Source organism: Gottfriedia luciferensis, from assembly GCF_002156865.1.
Taxonomy (GTDB): domain Bacteria; phylum Bacillota; class Bacilli; order Bacillales; family Bacillaceae_G; genus Gottfriedia; species Gottfriedia luciferensis.
In genome coordinates this window covers 12,636-31,600 of the sequence record NZ_NCTA01000032.1, presented here as the reverse complement: position 1 = coordinate 31,600, position 18,965 = coordinate 12,636, and the positions used below count along the sequence as shown (strand labels likewise).

Here is an 18,965-nt window from a genome sequence, read left to right as displayed (position 1 = left end):
AGTGAAATGAAAAGATATTAAAAGACTTTAAAGCATTTTATTGAATTCCTCTATATAATATATTTCCTATCTGCTTTTCCTGCTTTTCCTGCCCTTTGAATTCATTTTTATAAAAATTAGTATTTAATATTTTAAACTGATAAAAATCGATCTATCTAATGATTTGAATTTGATGGAGTTATAAATATTCTCAAAACAGATTAACACTTAAATTCATTAATAGATCATCAAAAAATACTAACTTTATCATCAATAATGTTCTCTTAATGGCCTTTTATCATATTGACCGTTATCTATTCAACACGCTGAAAAAGACTAGAATTTTTCTAGTCTCAGTGTGTAGACAAAGTCCTATTTATCTGATTTCAGACTGATTGAAAACGTTTGTCTTTCGAGGCGCGAAGCCTGGCGAGGAGCGGAGTTACCTTTAGACGGTAATGAGCACCGCTCAGCAGGCGAAGCAACGAAGAAAGCGAGCGTTTGCCAACAGTCTGAATTTCTAATTACTGTTTGTATTGCTGCATTTGTTTGGTCGAGTAATCTGTTTCATAATACTCAAGCTCTTCTCTCATTTGTTGAAAAACTTTCTCTAATGATGAAAATAATTCTTGAACAGTAGTAGGTACAGCTTTATAAAAAGTAATTGCTTGATTACCTGTATATGCTGCACGACTATTTTCATACCACGCATCGTTTTTAGGAGAGAAGAATTCTGCTATACATCTGTGATATATTTTATGTAATGTATCCTCAGCAGTCGCTTTATGGAACTGACCACTTAAAATTTTCTCACAAACTTCCTTTGCGTCCTCACTGTATACTGTAATTCTACGTAATGACGAAAGTATCATCTCCATGTAGGTTGTGTCCACTGTTGAATTTTCATGTTGAAACGACGGTAAAGAATTTTTATTTAAAAACAAATTACATTCTAAGCCAACAATTCCTAATTGATTACCTACAATTTTTAATTGATGCTCTACCATCTTATTCGACATTTTATTCCCTCCATTAATTAGATCGATACTTTAACTCTGTTATTCGAACTTTGTTTAATACTTCTTACATATCCTACCAATTGATCAAAATCTACACCTTGTAGTTCATTAACAAATTGATCTAATTCACTTATATATATACGTTTTCTTCCACGGTAGGCCGGGTTTTTAATGATGAATGCAAGTGCAACTACATCACGAAAATCTACTGATTCTTCACCATTATCGTATAATCTAGTTGTTTTAATATCACTTACTTCTGGAAGTTGTTCTTCAAAGAATCGTACATATAAAACTGAAGTAACAAATCTTTCTCCATTGTATTCATATTCAACCTCAGAGCGATTAAAAAAATCTTCTGAAGTATTTGATTGAGCCTTTACTAATTCATATCCATGACAATTATAAATAAACAATTCTTTCGCCTCCAAGATTTCCATAGTAATAGTTTAACATAGGATGCCAGTAAAATCGCAGAATTTTTTAACTAATCTTCTTTTTCAAATTTACTAAAAAATAAGTCTGCCTCTTCTTCAACCTCTTCCATTTTTAAATCCTGCGGTAAAGGTGGCAATTCTTTAATATTTTTCAATCCAAAGTAATCTAAAAACTCAGTAGTTGTACCGTATAATATTGCTCGTCCAGTTCCTTCTGCACGTCCAACTTCCTTAATTAAATATTTTGAGACCAGGGTTTGAATTGGTTTTTCTGTTTTTACTCCACGAATGTCTTCTATTTCTGTCCTAGTTATAGGCTGTTGATAAGCGACAATCGCTAAAGTTTCTAATGCCGCCTGAGACAAGGAAGAATTTGATGGGCTTTCTACAAGCTTTTTGAAAAATTCGCCATGTTCCCTTTTGGAGGTTAGTTTATAACGATTCGCTAAAATCCGTAGTTGTAACCCTCTATTTGGACTTTCATATTCTTTTTTTAGACTTTCAATCAATTCAAGAACTTCTGTTTGATTTAATTCCAATGTCTCTGATAACTCAACTATTGATATTCCTTCATCGCCTGCAACAAATAACAGACCTTCTAGAACACCCATTAAATTATTTACATGTTCCATTACAAGTACACCTCAGCTTGCTTTTCTTCAAAAATTTCTCGAGTTGTTAGAAAAATCTCTGAAAAATTTTGTTCTTGTTCTACAACTATTTCTTTCGTTTTCATTAGCTCCAAGATGGCTAAGAAAGTAACCACGATACTTTCTTTATCATTATATGGAAATAAACTAATAAAATTTGTTCTCTTCTTTAATGATTTTAAATGGTTAACAATTTCTTCCATTCTTTTTTCGATTGAAATCTCTTCACGTACAATTTTCGTTTGAAGTGGTTCTTGTAACTTTTTTCGTTTAAAAAGCTTTTGAAGTGCACCAAACATATCGTAAATCGTTACATCAGTTGGCATTGAAATATCTTCAGGTCTAGGACCATATTCAGACAAATCAACTGGATTTCGCGTGAAAATCATTGCACGTTCTGACTCTTTTTCCTGAAAAACAACCGCAGCTTCTTTAAATTGCTTATATATAATTAATCGATTCATTAATTCTTCACGAGGATCTTCTTCCAATAAAGCATCCCAATCAGCTTGTTCTTCATGATTGGGTAAAATACTTTTACTTTTCATGGCAAGTAATTCAGCCGCCATCACTAAATATTCACTCGCAATGTCCAATTCTAATTCTTTCATTGTATGAATATATGAAACATATTGATCTGTTATTTCAGATACAGGTATATCATAAATATCAATTTCAAATCGTTGAATTAAATGAAGTAATAAATCTAATGGCCCTTCAAATGCATCAATTTTAACTTCATATTGCTTCACAAACTAGTCACCAACTTACATTTAATATAAATATAGAAAAATAGATACTTTAACAGTATAAAGGATAAATGCACAAAACTATATAGTGGAAAAGGAAATTTCATTGATGATCTTCCTTTGTTCCTCAATTTTTAGATATCTGCCTATACCACTTTTTTAAAATTTTCATAAGATATCATTGCAAGAAGAATTATTTGTAGTAAGGAGGTTATTTTTATGGGTAAAGGTGTTGTTTCTCCAGAGTTCACTGGTTTTGGTCACGGTAGAGGATTTGCTTTAATCGTAGTATTATTTATTTTATTAATCATCGTTGGATGTGCTTTCGTCTGCTAATTTAACTTGTGAAAAAACAAAACGTGAAAGTCTAGACAATTGATCTAGGCTTTCTTCTTTTTTAATCATTCGATATCTGTTAAAATTTTACTATCAAAGAGGTGAAAAACTTGGTCCTTTATAATAAAAATGAACGGTACATAAAATATTTATGTCATTTCCATTTTGATCGTGATTTTTTTGAATGTCACGAAATTCTTGAAGAACAATGGAAACTTGAACAAAATCAACAATATAAAAAAGTATGGTTAGGATTAATCCGATTATCAGTAGTATTATATCATTATAGAAGAAGTAACTTTATCGGTGCAAAAAAATTAATGCGTCATGTCGTTACTTTTTCAAATGATAAACATTTATTAAACATGGCAGGAATTGATCAAGACCGATTTAAACAAATCATCGTTGATTTACAGTCAAATATCGAGAACCAAATCGATTTCCAATATTTTGACTTACCACTACAAGATTCAGAGTTGCTAAAACATTATCAAAATCAAAAAGAAAACTATTCATCTTTTACAGAGGATTTAATTCATAAACACTCTACTCGTGATCGAACAGATGTAATTACTGAAAGATTAAAACAGTTAGAATTAAGAAGAAAATAAGAAAAACAAAAGGTGAACGTCTAAAAAATGACGAACACCTTTTTATAATACTTTTAAACTACTATGGCAATGTTCAATAAATGAGGCTATTTCTGAAGTAGTAATAATTGTATAGTCAGTATACTGATTTCTTATTGCATCATACAATGCTGTTGCTATACCTTGATTTCGAAATGAAGGGTTTACACTAAGATGTTTGATTAAAAGAACCTGATCTGGTAGTAGTTGGATTCCAATAATTCCAACAATATCGTCTAACTTCCAAAGGAACAAGTGATTATCTTCATTTGTTTCATAATCTTTAATTGTATTTACTAAGCTCTTCACATTTTTTTCATTCGGCATAAACGAAAGCAGGCCCATTGCAATTTTCTCATATGTTTTCTTATACCTAATTAGCATGTTTACCCCTCTTAAAAATTATTAAAACTCTTAAATGATCTCCTAAACCAATACATATTATATGTTTGATCACGCTTATATAGTACGATAAATACTCAAAATCGTTCCAAATATATCAATATTTCAAATATATAATTCACACATTTTTCTGTCAAGACATGAAAACGCTTAAGGCTTGTATGATGAAGCGCGAAGTCAAGTAATCCAAGGGTCTGTGTTATTGCAAAAAATGTATAAAAGAATCAGTTACGTTCTATTTTTTTCCATATGCTCCTTTCGATTTTTGCTCAAATTCTTTTTGGCAAATAGGCATTTGTCACCATTTCCCTTAAATTGAATAAATTAAATTTTAAATTAGTGTTTAAAAAAGGGTGAAAACTATGAGGTTGGATTTAGATTATACATCGCCAAGTATTCAATTTACGTATGATATAAATAAAAACCATGCTTTTGTAAAAGATAGTCAAAATTTTATCAATCAATTAAGTATAAATGAATTAAATTCATTAGATCATTTATCTTTATTAGATATTTATTTAAGCTTAAATAATGTTGTAGAGCCTCATTATCATCAAAACTCATCTGAATTAGTTTATTGTATTTCTGGTTCAGCTGTTGTATCAATTATTAATCCTTATACAAAGCAATTATTAAATTATCCGATCACTCCTGGTCAAGTTGCAAATGTACCACAAGGATGGTGGCACTATGAAATCGCAACCGAAGACAATACCCATTTATTGGCAATATTTAATGCGCCTTCACCAGATGTCATTTTATTCTCAGATCTTTTAAAATTTACCCCTTCGAATATCGTCGCGCATACTTATTGTCTTGATGAAAATCAATGGAAAAGAACAACTTCAACCTTACAGCCTTCTATCTTTATTGGACCACCTAAAAACTGTAGTCGTCAATTTCAGAACCAACAAGAAATTAGAGAACAGCCACATCAGAATGGCTATCAAAATCCTTATCAAAATCAACACTATTATCAATATCGTTACTAATAAAAAACTCTCTTCTATAGAAATAGAAGAGAGTTTCAGACTGCCCGCCTGCGGTGCTCATTACCGTTTAAAGGTAACTCCGCTCCTCACCAGGCTTCGCGCCTCGAAAGACAAATGTTTTCAATCAGTCTGAACAATCAGAAAAAGGCATAAAAAAAACAGACTGATTGAAAACAGTCTGATTTTTTTATGGTTAGACTATTCTTCGTCCCAAACCTTTACTTCTTGCATAACGTCGCCGTTACGCATTCTTAAAACTGTATCCATACCTTCAATTACTTGACCGAAAACAGTATGAACACCATCTAAATGAGGTTGTGGCTCATGTACGATGAAGAATTGGCTACCACCAGTATCTTTTCCAGCATGTGCCATTGATAAAGCTCCTGCTTTATGTTTTAATGGGTTACCAACAGTTTCACATTTAATTTGGTATCCTGGTCCGCCAGTTCCATTACCATTTGGATCTCCACCTTGAGAAACAAATCCTGGAATTACACGGTGAAATGTTAGGCCATTGTAGAAACCTTGACGAATTAACTTTTCAAAGTTTTCAACTGTACCTGGTGCGTGTTCTGGAAATAGCTCGATAAGTATTTGCTCACCATTTTCAAAAGTGATACTTGCTTTTTTCATAATATAAATCCTCCTTATGTACAAACAATTTCATAAGACTTTATTGTCCTATCATTACCATTACTGAATAAACTAGTAACGCTTATCTAATCATACAAAAAACAAAAAGTAATGACAAGTTTTCGAAAAGTACTATAATAGTGTTGTAAGATGTAAAATTTGGATTATTGTAAAGGGAGTGTTTCTTTGTTGAAACAAAAATTATTAGCTTTCACCATTTCTATGGGATTAATTGCAATGCCTTTATCGGTATATGCTGATGCCGTACCTGGTGAGACAATTGTAACTCTTGGACAAAATTTATCTGAAACGCAAAAGAAATCATTATTAGCTGAAATGGGTGCCCCATCTGATGCTAGAATGGTTACTGTTTCAAATCAAGAGGAGCATAAATATTTAGATGGTACTGTACCTAGTGCTCAGATCGGTACACGTGCTCTTTCATCTGCTATGATTACAATTGGTGAAAAAAATACAGGCATTATCGTTCAAACGAATAATATTTCATGGGTTACAAACTCAATGTATACAAATGCTTTAATAACTGCAGGGCTAAAGGATGCAAACATTGTAATAACTGCCCCATTTGAAGTATCAGGTACTGCTGCATTAACCGGGATAATGAAAGCATACGAACTAAGTTCAGGAGAAGTAATTCCTGACGATGTTAAAAAAGTAGCTAACGAAGAAATGGTTAAAACAGCGAAGCTTGGTGATTCTGTTGGTGACGAAAAAGCTGTACAACTAGTTACAAAAATTAAAGATGAATTAGCGAAAAATCCTAACATGTCTACCGATGAATTAAAATCATTAATTGATCGAATTGCAAAAGATTTAGGAATTACATTAACTGCTGACCAAAAAGCTAGTTTAATGTCTTTATTTGAAAAAATGAAAGATCTAAACATTAACTGGGACCAAGTTGGTAACCAATTAACGAAAGCAAAAAACAAGATTTCAGACTACTTAAATTCTGAAGAAGGTCACTCATTCATTCAAAAACTAAAAGCTTTTTTCTCAGCTTTATTTGATGCGATTGTTTCATTATTTAAATAAGCATGAAAAACCCGGATCTTCTTAAAAAGTTTCCGGGTTTTTTATTACGATTATAATGAAGCATCACCGATCGTTTTACCACCTTTATTTTGTTTACTTTCACTTGCTTTTGTCCGGATAACGAGATGGTAGAACGCTTTAAAATCAAATGGAATAAATGGCCATAAATAAGGCGTATTTAATGTATTTAGACTTGCTAAGAAAAGAATTAGTAAAGTCGAACCAATCATAAATCCTTTTACTCCTAAGATTGCTGTTAATATTAAGATGACAAATTTGGCTAATTTATTTGCAAGAGCTAGTTCATAACTTGGTGTAGCATATGAACCGATCATTGATACGGCCGTATATAACACAACTTCTGGCTGAAAAAGACCAACGTCAATCGCAACTTGTCCAATTAATACTGCAGCGATAATACCCATCGAAGTAGATACTGCATTTGGTGTATGTATACTAGCCATCCTTAAGAATTCAATCCCTACATCAGCAATGATCAATTGTAAGTAGATTGGAATATTACTCGTTTCCTTTGGACCAATATAACTTAATGACTTTGGTAAGACTTCAGGATAATTACATAATAACAACCAAAATGGTAATAAAAAGACTGACATAAAAATTCCAATATACCGAACCCAGCGAAGGAACGTACCAACTGAAGGTGTTTGTCGGAATTCTTCAGCATGTTGCATATGATGGTAATATGTTGCAGGTGTAATAATTACACTTGGAGATGTGTCTACGATTATACATACATGACCTTCAAGTATATGATTTGCGATAACATCTGGCCTTTCTGAGTACCTTACTAAAGGAAATGGATTATATCCTTGCTTTAATATAAATTCTTCCAATTTTTTATCTGACATTGATAATCCATCACAATGGATTCCGTTTATTCGATCACGAATTTCTTTTACTAGTCCTTCATTGGCTAGTCCTTCAATATACGAAATACAGACATCTGTCTTCGAACTTTCACCAACTGAAAGTATCTCATTTCTTAAATTTTCATCACGAATGCGGCGTCTAATTAGACCAGTATTATTAATGATATTTTCAGTAAATCCATCACGTGAACCTCGTACAACTCGCTCAGTATCAGGTTCAGTAGGACCTCGTCCAGGATAACTCCTTACATCAACTGCAAGAGCTTTATCCTCTCCATCAACTAATACTACGATTAGACCAGATAAAACTTTTTTTAATACATCTTCAATCGTTAAAACAATCTCAACTGATTGATGAACAATTGTATCTTCAATATTTTTAAAGATTGATTTATTTTTTTCAACTATTTGGAGTCCGATTAAATCATCCAAGATCCTTTGAATGAAATTTGTATCAGTTAATCCATTTACATAAAATAGTTGAACTTCAACTTTGTTTACGTAAACGATTCGTTTACCAATATCAAAACTTACTCCATAGCCTAATTTATCTGTTAAGATATTTGAATTTGTAACTAGTTTATTTGTAAGATGTGTTGGTTTCTTCGACGTTGTCAGTTGAGTTCACTCCTTTCAAGGATGTATTCAATTGCTTTTCTTGTGATAGGGGAACCAAGTTCAATATCATCTTTACCGCCCATTTTCCCAATATCACCAATGCCTAATACGAAAGGAATATTTAATTGATCTAGATTATAAACTGTGTCGCCATTTATTCTTCCGAGCTCTATATCTGGTACACCATACTTATCTACTCCGTATTCCGTTAAATTCCCTTCATTATCGATGCTAACATCTACTCTAGTCCATTCTTGATGGTGCGTATTTGAAGCAACTGCTAATGCAGCGATCACTTCAATATGTTTATCATTTGCAACATATTTTAAAGCCTTTTCTCCAGGACCTTCACCCATATAGCCACTGTCATCAAACAATACAAATACTGGTTCTTTTTGTGCTTGCATTATGATTTCAACCATTCTCTTACCAGAGAATTTAGTGGGATTACCTTGTGATTGTGAAATTGTGCATCCACCAAATTGTTTGGCTAAATGCTCAATACTCCGATGTGCATAAATATCTCCGTCGGTTACGATAATGATCCTTTTCTTTTTCATACATTAACCTTTTGGCTTAAAGATAAGTGCAATTATAAATGAAAATAAAATGGCTGCTGAAATACCAGATGACGTGAGCGAAAAAATCCCCATTCCAATTCCGATAAATCCGTGATTCTCTGCTTCTGCCATCGCTCCATGCAATAAAGAATGACCAAAACTAGTTATTGGGACTGTTGCACCTGCACCAGCAAATTTAATTAATTTATCATAAATGCCAAATCCATCTAAAATAGACCCAATTACAACAAATATGCACATGACATGTCCTGGGGTTAACTTTGTGAAATCAAATAATAACTGACCAACTACACAGATTAGTCCTCCTACTATAAAAGCATTAACAAAATCCATCTTCACACCTCCTAACAGCTTTCAAAAACGACAGCATGAGAAATTGTTGGAATTGACTCTTTTTGTTGGATCATCGTAGGACTTAATAGTGCTCCAGTTGCAGCAACTAAAATACGTTTATAAGTTCCCTTCTTCAACTCTTCAAACAAATGTCCATACGTTACAACTGCTGAACATGCACAACCACTACCCCCGGCAAAAACTTCTTGATTTTCACGATCATAAATTAACAAACCACAATCATTATATTTTCCAGCCATTTCATATCCTTCTTCTCTCACGAGTTGCTCACAAATTGGAGCACCAACAGCCGATAGATCACCAGTAACGATTAAATCAAAATCATCTGGTGTAGTATTCGTATCTTTGAAATGCTGAACAATCGTATATGCCGCCGCAGGAGCCATTGCCGAACCCATGTCGAATGGATCAGTTAATCCTAAATCCTGAACTGTTCCGATTGTGGCACATTTAACTTTTATTTTGCTTTTCTTGTTCGACAGAAGGATACTTCCACCACCGGTTACTGTAAATGTTGCGGAATCAGGTTTTTGACCTCCATATTCCGTAGGATATCGATATTGCCTTTCAGCAGTTGCATTATGGCTACTTGTTGCAGCTAATGCCATTTTTGCATAACCACTATCAATTAACTGCGCACCGAGAGAAGCAGTTTCCATAGATGTTGAACATGCTCCAAACATACATAAGAAAGGTAGTTGTAGTTCCCTTGCCATAAAATTTGCAGTAACATTTTGGTTTAATAAATCTCCTGCTAAAAAAACATCAATATCTTCTATATTTTTATTTGCTTTTTTAAGGGCAATTGAAATTGCATTTCTCATTAACGCTCTCTCTGCCAATTCCCAATTATCTTCACCACAATGTAAGTCCTCATAAGCATAATCAAACTTGCCAGCAAGCAGACCCAAATTTTCTCTAGGACCCACAGCAGTTCCAGTTGATTGAACATATACACCATTTTTAAATTCCCATGTTTGCTTTCCTATTAAACCCAATGGTACTCACCTCCTAAAAAAATGCTTTAAATGCATAACGGATCATTCCGACAACATATGCTGAAACAACTCCATAAACAATTACACATCCTGCGAGCTTAAACATATTCGTTGCTACACCGAGAACAAGGCCTTCACTTCTATGTTCCATTGCTGCACTCGTCATCGAGTTGGCAAATCCTGTAACTGGAACCGCTGAACCCGCTCCGGCAAATTGACCAATTTTATCATATATTCCTAATCCAGTTAGTAAGCTCGAAATTAAAACGAGCGTTGCAACCGTTGGATCACCAACATTTTTTTCAGTAAAATTAAAATAATTTATATAGATTTTCGTAATACATTCTCCTAGAAAACAAATAAATCCACCAACTAAAAATGCTCTAATACAATTTCTTAATACTGGTTTTTTCGGTTGGTAATCTTTCACATTTTCTTTATAATTTGCTTTCAATTTCCCACTCATTTTACCCATCCTTTCACTCTATAAAATAAATCCAATGAAATAATGAACCAAAAACTTTCCCTAGTGCAATTGCCATTAGTAAGTACACGATTTTTTTTTGAATACCAATTCGTTTTGCTAAAATTGGAAACACATTTAATACCTCGGTTAATGCAGCTGCTAACATTCCGATAAATATACCTGCTAAAAGCCCAATGAATACTGAAAATATACTTGGCAAATGAAAGACAGTATTTCGTAAACTAACCCAACAGCCGAATATCGCACCTAAAATGACTGCTAATTCATAAGCACGAATTTTTTTCATTGTTTTTGTTAATTGTGTTAGTCTAGGAATGATCCCGATAACGGACAAAAATGCGACAAATCCTGTCCCTACAGCAATTCCTCCTGAAAAACCAATGAATGCGACAAACAATTGCTTAATCATCAGTATTCACGCTTTTGGTTGGCTTCTTATTTTCATTAACTAACACATATTCATCCATTGAGCGCTGATATTGAAACATTTCAACTTCAAGTGGGCTTGGTTCTTCATTTAATCTTGTTTTAAACCATTGATTAAAGAATAAAATCATCCCAATACCTAATCCAAAAGAATATGGTACTTGAAGTAATAATGGTTTAAAATTATATTCTCCCGTAATCATATAGTAAATTCGTTGTTGAACTTGCTGCATACTTACATCTTCATGAAAGTAGATAATCGCCAATGACGAACCTGAAAATAACAAGATCCAAACGAAACAAAATAAGATAAAATTGCTCTTTGAAACAGCATTTTCAAGTTCTAAAATACACATTGATACGCCAATTAGTTCAAAAGAAATGTCAGGATCAATTTTTTGTATTAACGGAAGAATCTCAAGTATATCGATAACGGTGTGTGTTCCATCCTCCTTTTTTGATTCATGTACAATGATGTTTCTGATTGGTTCTAAATTAATATTTGTCCCCTGCAAACGTGCAATTTCTCCTAAATGCACCTGTTTACCTACTTGTACAACAATCCGATTAAGTAATTTAATGTATAAGACCTTTTTCATACTTTCCCCTCAGTTTCAAAGCTTTATGAATTCAATTACAACTAGTATGTGAAAACTTCCCAAAAATATAAGTGCAGGAAGGCAATAAGTGCATGGAATGCAGGAAGAGAAGGAAATGGGAAAAATAAAAAGCTGAGGACCGTATTGTTTAAATACGACTCCTCAGCTTTTTAGCTTAAGATATGATTATTTGATTTTATCTTTCATTTGTTGGAGAATTTTTTTCTCAAGTCTTGAAACTTGTACTTGTGAAATTCCTAAACGCTCAGCAACTTCCGATTGAGTTTGATCTTTATAGTATCTTAAATACACAATTAATCGTTCTCGATCATCGAGCTGTTTTATAGCCTCTTTTAATGCAAATTTTTCAAACCAATTTGTTTCATGGTTATCAGCAATTTGATCCAACAATGTAATCGGATCACCATCATTTTCATAAACAGTTTCATGAATTGATGACGGCGCTCTACTAGCTTCCTGAGCAAGTACAACATCCTCTGGAGTAATTTCCATATGTGTAGCGATCTCGTTAATAGTTGGCATTCTTCCAAGCGTTTTACTTAATTCCTCTTTTGCCTTACGAATCTTATTATTCGTTTCTTTTAATGAACGACTTACTTTTACTGTACCATCATCTCGAATAAATCGTTGGATTTCGCCAATGATCATAGGTACAGCATATGTAGAAAATCGTACATCATAAGATAAATCAAACTTATCTACTGATTTTAGTAAACCGATACAACCAATTTGAAATAGATCATCTGGTTCGTATCCTCGGTTAATAAAGCGCTGAACAACTGACCATACCAGTCTCATGTTGTGCCCGACGATGCTGTCTCTAGCCAATTGATCTCCATCCTGACTACGCTTAATTAACTCCTTTAATTCATGATCCTTTAATTGCGCGCGGGGTTGATCTTGCTTGACTTCTACGTCCATAGGCTATTCTCCTTAATTACATAGAGCGTTGCTATTTGATAAGTACTTTTTAACCGTAACAGTCGTTCCTACGTTAATAGTAGATACAACTTCACATTTATCCATAAAGTTTTCCATGATCGTAAATCCCATACCTGATCTTTCTAGATCTGGTTTAGATGTATATAAAGGTTGCATTGCTTCATCTAAATCAGCAATCCCCACCCCTTCATCTCTAATCGTTAATGTTACTGTTTGATCTTCAAGAAGAACTGAGATAAAAACAATTCCTTCTGGGTTATTTTCATATCCATGAATAATTGCATTTGTAACTGCCTCAGACACAACTGTCTTGATTTCAGTTAATTCATCCAAAGTTGGATCTAACTGAGTAATAAAAGCAGCTACCGTTACCCGAGCAAAAGATTCATTTTGACTTAATGCGGAAAATTGAAGGTTCATTTCATTACGCATTATGCCACCCCCAATACATTAAGTCCATTTGACTCGTCATCTGCAAGATGAACGATCTTAAATAAACCAGACATATCAAATAAACGCTTAATTGATGGAGAAATTGAACAAACTACCATTTCTCCACCTTTATTTCGAATTACTTTATACCTACCTAAAATTACACCTAAACCAGAGCTATCCATAAAAGTTAAATGTTCAAGATTTAATAAAATATGTTGGATAGTCTGGGACTCTAAAACCTCGTTCACTTGTAAACGTAAATCCTCGGCAGTGTGATGATCAAGTTCACCTGCAAGTCTTACACAAAGGATTGCATTTTTCACTTCAAGTTCAATATTAAGACTCACTTCAATAACCTCCTTATTTGACGGTTATTGAAAGTTTCGTTAAAACCTATTCGAATTCCTTCACAGTGACAAAACTAGTGATAAAACGTCAAAACTTTTTGTAATCATCGAAATTAGTCGTAAAAAATCAGTTGAATCCTCCAACAGTTCGTTTAAATAAATCATACCAAGCTGCTTTATTTACTGATTTTTTAGCAATTAAGTCAGTTTTAGATAAAACTTTACTACCTTGTTTTAAAACTAAAACACCAACTACTTGTCCTTTAATGATTGGAGCTTGAATATTTTTATTTAACTTAATATCTTTTGTAATTTTATTCAAAGCTTCACCTTTTTTAAGAACGACAGAAACCGGACTTTTCGTCACAACTGGTACTTCTTTCGACTTCCCTTTGCTAATATTAAGCCTTTCGACATTTTCACCTTGTTTAATTAATTGTTTAACTTGATATTGATTAAATGCATAATCTAACATGTTTGACATTTGTGCATTTCTTTCCTTAGAAGTTGGTGCTCCCATAATGACACTTACTACTCTCATATTGTTTTTCTTCGCTGTTGCGGTTAAGCAATATTTTGCCTCTGCTGTAAATCCTGTTTTCAAACCATCAGCACCAGGATAAAAACGGACTAACTTATTTGTATTTACTAACCAAAACTGTTTTTCAGTATCCTTACGCAAATAATCTTCATACGTTCCCGTATACTTAGTAATCAATGGATATTTTAAAAGTTCTCTACCCATAATTGCCATATCATACGCTGATGAGTAATGTCCTGGAGCTGGTAAGCCAGTCGGATTTTCAAAATGTGTATTTTTTAACCCCAATTTTTTTGCTTTTTTGTTCATTAATGCAACAAAAGCATCTTCAGTACCAGCAATTTTTTCAGCCATCGCAACAGATGCATCATTACCAGATGCAATCGCAATGCCTTTTAACATTTCATTTACTGTCATCTCTTCCCCTGGCTCTAAAAAGATTTGAGAACCACCCATTGATGCAGCATGCTCACTTGTCATCACTTTATCACTTAACTTAAGCTTACCCTTATTAATTTCTTCCATAATAATAAGCATTGTCATTATTTTCGTCATACTTGCTGGAGGAAGCTCTTTTCTAGCATCTTTTTCATATAAGATCTTCCCTGTATCCTGTTCAATAATTACGGAAGATAATGCATTTTTCGTTAAGCTTACATCATTTGATTGCGTTTCTCTTGCCATTACTTTTGGTAGTGATAATGAAAAGATCATTACACTACTTAAAAGAGTTAGTACTACCTTTTTCATTTTTAACCCTCCATTCTATTCATACATATTTTTTCCAAATATAAGTAGTTTAATCAAACATGAGAGAAAATATTAGAATTACAGGAACTATTTACTAACATAAAAACATATGATATAAATGAAGTGTATTAATCACACCCATACACTTAATACACTTAGTACACTCAATACAATCTAAGGCCTAATTTGAGGAGGTGTTCACTTAATGATTATTTTAGATCCAAGAAGTCATTTACCACTATGGGAGCAAATAGTTCTGCAAATTAAAGAACAAATTTTAAAAAAGATTTTACTAAACGGCGAGAAACTTCCTTCAGTTCGTGAATTAGCAACAACTTTAGTCGTAAACCCAAATACAGTCAGTAGAGCTTATCAAGAGCTTGAACGGAACGGAATTATCGAAACAATACGTGGTAAAGGAACATTCGTCATTGGTTTAACAAGAGAGATTGTTTCAAACGAGACACTTTTAAAATATAAAAATAAATTTACTAATTTATTTATTGAAAGTTTTATGGACGGAATACAAGAGGAAGATATCATTAACTGGGTAAAAGAGTTTTATACGAATAGAGGAGTTGAATAAAATGCTAGCGATCCATCAATTAAGTAAAAAGCTTGATAATCGTGAGGTTTTAAAAAATCTTAGTTTTCAAATTGAAAAAGGTACAATCACTGGATTAATTGGTAGAAATGGTGCTGGTAAAACGACCCTTTTACGTACAATAGTTGGAATCATTGCGCCAGATGAAGGTTCGGTCCTAATTGATGACGAAAATATTGTGAACTCACCTTCCTTAAGAACACAAATCGCCTATATGAGTGATTCAACTAATTTCATTAAACAATTTAGTGTAAAAGAACTGATTACGATTTATGAAAATTCATATCCAAACTTTAATAAAGATAAATTTCTAGAAGCCTTAAGTAAATATAATTTACCTTATGGTTCCCTTCGTAAATATTCAAAAGGAATGAAAACACTTCTTTATTTATTATTAACATTTTCTACAGGAGCAAATTATGTCATTTTAGATGAACCAACTAATGGTCTAGATCCTGTTGTTAAACGAACTGTTTTACAATTAATCATCGAGTATGCTAGTACAAACTCTGTAGGAGTATTAATATCTTCTCACCATCTAGCAGAACTCGAAAAAATTATCGATCACTATTTATTTATTAAAGACGGTATGATCGATTCAATTTCCACAATGGAAGAAAGTACGAGTCAATACTACAAATTACAAGTTGCATTTGAGAATGGATTACCAAAAGAATTTGAAGAGGATCCAGCAATTTCGATTTTCTCTAAATCTGGTAAAGTAGCAATTATTATTATAAATGGGAATAAAAGTGATTATTTAAAACGATTAGAAATTGAAAATCCACTACTACTAGAGGAACTTCCATTGACACTAGAGGATTTATTTTTCATTAAAGACGGAGGGGAATTATATGTTTAGTAAAGCCTTATGGCTAAAACATTCTAAACAAGCTAGACTTGCACTCATATTATTATATCTTGTCTATTTTATCATTGTTCCATTTAGCTATTACAATAACGCAGCTAATTTAAAAAATGCATTACTCACACATTCTGCTCAACCTTATCTATATATCTCTGACTTTAGTATGCTATCATTTATGTCTCCAGTACTAGTTTTAATATTAAGTATTCTATTAATTGGGATTGAACGTAATAATGGTGGAATTGATTTTCAATTTTCCCTACCATATACACCTAAGCAACTTTATTTATCGAAATGGTTTTTTGGAACAATTCATATTTTAATAGCGAATTTAGGCTTAATTATTTTAACATTCATTATTCATTACAATACAATTCTTCATGAGTATATCGATGCAACTTCATTTGTAGTGATTTTTACAATCATAATTTTATTCACGATTGCATTTTTTACGATTGGTTTAACAATCGGCACAATTACGGGACATTATTTTTCTCAAGTTTTATTTTCTATTTTCACGATCTTTTCACCAATGATTTTATTCTATAGTGTTTATTCAAATTTAAAAGGAATTTTCAACGTAGATCTTTTTAATAATACTTTCGAAAAAAGAATCGTTAATTGGTCGATTCCATATCAAGCTGGTCCACTCTCAATATCAAAAGATTTTACTAAAAATATTGTAGAGTACCCTACCTTTGATTATGGAAATCTATTCGTTATTGTGCTCTATATCATTCTATTCTTACTAATAGGCTTATTCTGTTATAACAGATACGCAAATGCAAACAATGGGAAACTATTTGTCTATAAAAATTTCGGCTTATTCGTGAACAGTTTATTTGTTTACTTATCAGCAACTCTAATTGCATTATTAACTTCTACGATTGCAAATGGCAGTAATACCATTATTTATATTATTGGCTTATTAATTGGAACAACGGTTGGATACTTCTTCTATAAAAGATTAAATAAGTTTTTTGATTAAGCTTTTTACTAACCTTTAGTCACTGATCGGAATTAAACACAATAAAGCGCTGGTTCTTTTTATTCTAAGAACCAGCGCATTTATAATTTAAGCTATAAAATTTAAAGCAAATCTTACAAAAAACAATGCAGAAATTGCAACCATATACGGTGTAATTTCGGTTTTCTTACCAGCTGCCATTTTAACTAATGGGTAAGCAATAAAACCAAATGCAATTCCATCAATAATACTATATGTTAAAGGGATGAATGCTAATATTAAAAAGGCCGGAATTGCCTCAGTAGGATCATCCAATTGAATATCTGTTATATGTTTTACCATTAATGAACCAATAATGATTAGAATTGGTGCAATGGCAGACGTTGGAATATATGCAATTAATGGCATAAACAACAAGCAACCTAAAAATAAAAATCCAGTTACTACTGCTGTTAGACCTGTTCTACCACCTGAACTTATACCTGCACTACCTTCAACTGCGATTACAGTCGGACTTGTTCCAAGTAAACCAGATAGTAAAATTCCAAAAGCAGTCCCTTGAACAACTTTCTGTTGCTTATCTTCTTGATTTATCATACTTAATTGTCCATGTATGATCCCAATTGATTCAAATAATACAACCATTGTTAAAGAAAATACAGCGATCCAAAATGAAAAACTCATCATATTCGTAAAGGTCAGTTGTCCGACAACTTGACTTGCAGAATGCAATGTAATCTTTGTTGTATCGTGTGCCTTTTCAATTCCACCATGTAAAATGAATGAAATAATTGTACCTAAGATAACTGTAATTAAAAAATTAGCTGGTACATTTTTAATAAATAAATAAATTGCGATACCAAGCGTGATCACTGTCGCTAAAACATCTACATTTGTAAAATTAGCAATCGATACGAATGTATCCTCATTTTTTACGACGATTCCACCGGCTTGAAGCCCAATGAATGTTAAGAAAAATCCAATTCCAACTGTAATTGCACTTTTAAGTGATAATGGAATTGCAGTTGTTAATTTCTTAATCAGTTTTGTGAATGATAGAATGAATAATAAGATTCCACTAATAAATACAACAGCAAGTGCCTCTTCCCAACTCATTCCCATTCCACCAACCATCGTATAAGTAAACAATGCGTTAATTCCCATTCCTGGAACTAAAACTTGTGGTGAGTTACTCCACAATCCAATTATTACGCTTCCAAAAAAAGCTGAAAGTATTGTGGCAATCATTGCCCCTTGAAACGGAATACCGGCATCATGCAAAATTGTACTATTAACAGATAAAATATAAACTAGAGTTAAAAATGAAACTACTCCTGCTATAACCTCCGTTTTAATAGTGGTACCGCTTCCTTCAAGATTAAATTTTTTGTTTAATAAATTTTTCAAGAAAATTCCTCTCTTATAATGTCTCCCTCTCCCACCCATGCAACAAGGCACGATAAAAATTATACTAGATATTTCTTAATAATTAAACAAGAAAATATTTTTCCTTATTGTGTTGAACATAGATTTCTCAATTATTTCTTAGACTTTGTTGTAAAGTAAGACGAAAGTCGGCAGGCAGGATTCTCACTTTGCGCGGTGATTCGTGAACTGAGCCGCCTTGTTAATCTTGTGTGATCTCAGCC

25 protein-coding genes are annotated in these 18,965 nt (G+C 32.8%); 7 read left to right on the top strand and 18 right to left on the bottom strand.

From position 1 onward, the window contains the following. Nucleotides 1–503 precede the first annotated feature (503 nt). The 4 genes from B7R67_RS17060 to B7R67_RS17045 form a co-directional block, all read right to left on the bottom strand. Nucleotides 504–998 carry a DUF3907 family protein gene (locus tag B7R67_RS17060; protein WP_088072195.1) on the bottom strand — a complete coding sequence of 165 codons (495 nt, stop codon included), beginning with the start codon at nucleotides 996–998 and terminating at the stop codon, nucleotides 504–506. 17 nt (nucleotides 999–1,015) lie between these two features. Next, the gene (locus B7R67_RS17055) at nucleotides 1,016–1,414 is read right to left on the bottom strand and encodes a hypothetical protein (RefSeq protein ID WP_088072194.1); all 399 of its coding nucleotides are present in this window, start codon (nucleotides 1,412–1,414) and stop codon (nucleotides 1,016–1,018) included. 71 nt (nucleotides 1,415–1,485) lie between these two features. Next, a complete protein-coding gene (gene scpB / locus B7R67_RS17050; RefSeq protein ID WP_088072193.1) occupies nucleotides 1,486–2,067 on the bottom strand; it encodes an SMC-Scp complex subunit ScpB in 582 nt (193 codons plus the stop codon). Then, entirely contained in the window at nucleotides 2,067–2,837 is a 771-nt protein-coding gene (locus tag B7R67_RS17045) for a segregation/condensation protein A (protein WP_088072192.1), read from the bottom strand. Before B7R67_RS17045 ends, scpB begins: the two co-directional genes overlap by 1 nt. A gap of 216 nt (nucleotides 2,838–3,053) precedes the next feature. Here B7R67_RS17045 and B7R67_RS17040 point away from each other — a divergent pair, with 216 nt between their 5' ends. Together B7R67_RS17040 and B7R67_RS17035 are read left to right on the top strand one after the other, a co-directional pair. Then, on the top strand, nucleotides 3,054–3,170 hold the full coding sequence (locus B7R67_RS17040) for a YjcZ family sporulation protein (protein WP_088072191.1): 117 nt from the start codon (nucleotides 3,054–3,056) through the stop codon (nucleotides 3,168–3,170). Between the two features lie 110 nt (nucleotides 3,171–3,280). Further along, nucleotides 3,281–3,781 (top strand): DUF309 domain-containing protein, encoded by a 501-nt coding sequence (locus B7R67_RS17035; RefSeq protein ID WP_158095138.1) that lies wholly within the window; start codon nucleotides 3,281–3,283, stop codon nucleotides 3,779–3,781. A gap of 42 nt (nucleotides 3,782–3,823) precedes the next feature. Here B7R67_RS17035 and B7R67_RS17030 read toward each other — a convergent pair whose 3' ends face one another. Next, on the bottom strand, nucleotides 3,824–4,183 hold the full coding sequence (locus B7R67_RS17030; protein ID WP_088072189.1) for a GNAT family N-acetyltransferase: 360 nt from the start codon (nucleotides 4,181–4,183) through the stop codon (nucleotides 3,824–3,826). Nucleotides 4,184–4,563: 380 nt separating this feature from the next. On the opposite strand from B7R67_RS17030, the gene B7R67_RS17025 reads away from it, so the two are divergent. Further along, on the top strand, nucleotides 4,564–5,193 hold the full coding sequence (locus tag B7R67_RS17025) for a cupin domain-containing protein (RefSeq protein ID WP_088072188.1): 630 nt from the start codon (nucleotides 4,564–4,566) through the stop codon (nucleotides 5,191–5,193). A gap of 198 nt (nucleotides 5,194–5,391) precedes the next feature. On the opposite strand, the gene B7R67_RS17020 is transcribed toward B7R67_RS17025, so the two are convergent. Continuing rightward, complete coding sequence (locus tag B7R67_RS17020) at nucleotides 5,392–5,829, bottom strand: peptidylprolyl isomerase (protein WP_088072187.1); 438 nt, start codon at nucleotides 5,827–5,829, stop codon at nucleotides 5,392–5,394. Between the two features lie 189 nt (nucleotides 5,830–6,018). On the opposite strand from B7R67_RS17020, the gene B7R67_RS17015 reads away from it, so the two are divergent. Then, nucleotides 6,019–6,885 (top strand): DUF1002 domain-containing protein, encoded by an 867-nt coding sequence (locus B7R67_RS17015; protein ID WP_088072186.1) that lies wholly within the window; start codon nucleotides 6,019–6,021, stop codon nucleotides 6,883–6,885. 50 nt (nucleotides 6,886–6,935) lie between these two features. Here the strand turns inward: B7R67_RS17015 and B7R67_RS17010 are convergent, their stop codons facing one another. From B7R67_RS17010 to B7R67_RS16960, 11 genes are all read right to left on the bottom strand, one after another. Further along, nucleotides 6,936–8,396 carry a spore germination protein gene (locus tag B7R67_RS17010; RefSeq protein ID WP_407920408.1) on the bottom strand — a complete coding sequence of 487 codons (1,461 nt, stop codon included), beginning with the start codon at nucleotides 8,394–8,396 and terminating at the stop codon, nucleotides 6,936–6,938. Next, nucleotides 8,393–8,956: a stage V sporulation protein AE gene (locus B7R67_RS17005; protein WP_088072185.1), complete on the bottom strand. Its 564-nt coding sequence runs from the start codon at nucleotides 8,954–8,956 to the stop codon at nucleotides 8,393–8,395. The genes B7R67_RS17010 and B7R67_RS17005 overlap by 4 nt, the downstream gene beginning before the upstream one ends. A 3-nt stretch (nucleotides 8,957–8,959) precedes the next feature. Continuing rightward, nucleotides 8,960–9,310, bottom strand: coding sequence for a stage V sporulation protein AE (gene spoVAE, locus B7R67_RS17000; protein WP_088072184.1), 351 nt, complete (start codon nucleotides 9,308–9,310; stop codon nucleotides 8,960–8,962). Between the two features lie 11 nt (nucleotides 9,311–9,321). Continuing rightward, nucleotides 9,322–10,329, bottom strand: a complete 1,008-nt coding sequence (gene spoVAD, locus B7R67_RS16995) for a stage V sporulation protein AD (RefSeq protein WP_088072183.1) — start codon at nucleotides 10,327–10,329, stop codon at nucleotides 9,322–9,324. A 13-nt stretch (nucleotides 10,330–10,342) separates the two neighbouring features. Continuing rightward, the gene (gene spoVAC / locus B7R67_RS16990; protein WP_088072182.1) at nucleotides 10,343–10,795 is read right to left on the bottom strand and encodes a stage V sporulation protein AC; all 453 of its coding nucleotides are present in this window, start codon (nucleotides 10,793–10,795) and stop codon (nucleotides 10,343–10,345) included. Nucleotides 10,796–10,808: 13 nt separating this feature from the next. After that, the gene (locus tag B7R67_RS16985) at nucleotides 10,809–11,225 is read right to left on the bottom strand and encodes a stage V sporulation protein AB (protein WP_088072181.1); all 417 of its coding nucleotides are present in this window, start codon (nucleotides 11,223–11,225) and stop codon (nucleotides 10,809–10,811) included. Beyond that, entirely contained in the window at nucleotides 11,218–11,841 is a 624-nt protein-coding gene (locus B7R67_RS16980) for a stage V sporulation protein AA (RefSeq protein ID WP_088072180.1), read from the bottom strand. The genes B7R67_RS16985 and B7R67_RS16980 overlap by 8 nt, the downstream gene beginning before the upstream one ends. Before the next feature lie 186 nt (nucleotides 11,842–12,027). Further along, nucleotides 12,028–12,783, bottom strand: coding sequence for an RNA polymerase sporulation sigma factor SigF (gene sigF / locus B7R67_RS16975; RefSeq protein WP_088072179.1), 756 nt, complete (start codon nucleotides 12,781–12,783; stop codon nucleotides 12,028–12,030). Nucleotides 12,784–12,795: 12 nt separating this feature from the next. Beyond that, complete coding sequence (spoIIAB, locus tag B7R67_RS16970) at nucleotides 12,796–13,236, bottom strand: anti-sigma F factor (protein WP_088072178.1); 441 nt, start codon at nucleotides 13,234–13,236, stop codon at nucleotides 12,796–12,798. Then, nucleotides 13,236–13,586, bottom strand: a complete 351-nt coding sequence (gene spoIIAA, locus B7R67_RS16965) for an anti-sigma F factor antagonist (protein ID WP_088072177.1) — start codon at nucleotides 13,584–13,586, stop codon at nucleotides 13,236–13,238. The genes spoIIAB and spoIIAA overlap by 1 nt, the downstream gene beginning before the upstream one ends. Nucleotides 13,587–13,713: 127 nt before the next feature. Next, on the bottom strand, nucleotides 13,714–14,877 hold the full coding sequence (locus B7R67_RS16960; RefSeq protein ID WP_088072176.1) for a D-alanyl-D-alanine carboxypeptidase family protein: 1,164 nt from the start codon (nucleotides 14,875–14,877) through the stop codon (nucleotides 13,714–13,716). Between the two features lie 205 nt (nucleotides 14,878–15,082). Here B7R67_RS16960 and B7R67_RS22780 point away from each other — a divergent pair, with 205 nt between their 5' ends. The 3 genes from B7R67_RS22780 to B7R67_RS16945 are packed head-to-tail and all read left to right on the top strand — an operon-like array spanning nucleotide 15,083 to nucleotide 17,337. After that, the gene (locus B7R67_RS22780) at nucleotides 15,083–15,463 is read left to right on the top strand and encodes a GntR family transcriptional regulator (protein ID WP_088072175.1); all 381 of its coding nucleotides are present in this window, start codon (nucleotides 15,083–15,085) and stop codon (nucleotides 15,461–15,463) included. 1 nt (nucleotide 15,464) lies between these two features. Then, nucleotides 15,465–16,343, top strand: a complete 879-nt coding sequence (locus B7R67_RS16950; protein ID WP_088072174.1) for an ABC transporter ATP-binding protein — start codon at nucleotides 15,465–15,467, stop codon at nucleotides 16,341–16,343. Next, the gene (locus B7R67_RS16945) at nucleotides 16,336–17,337 is read left to right on the top strand and encodes an ABC transporter permease subunit (protein WP_088072173.1); all 1,002 of its coding nucleotides are present in this window, start codon (nucleotides 16,336–16,338) and stop codon (nucleotides 17,335–17,337) included. Before B7R67_RS16950 ends, B7R67_RS16945 begins: the two co-directional genes overlap by 8 nt. A gap of 87 nt (nucleotides 17,338–17,424) precedes the next feature. On the opposite strand, the gene B7R67_RS16940 is transcribed toward B7R67_RS16945, so the two are convergent. Continuing rightward, nucleotides 17,425–18,723, bottom strand: coding sequence for an NCS2 family permease (locus B7R67_RS16940; protein ID WP_235822200.1), 1,299 nt, complete (start codon nucleotides 18,721–18,723; stop codon nucleotides 17,425–17,427). Nucleotides 18,724–18,965 lie beyond the last annotated feature (242 nt).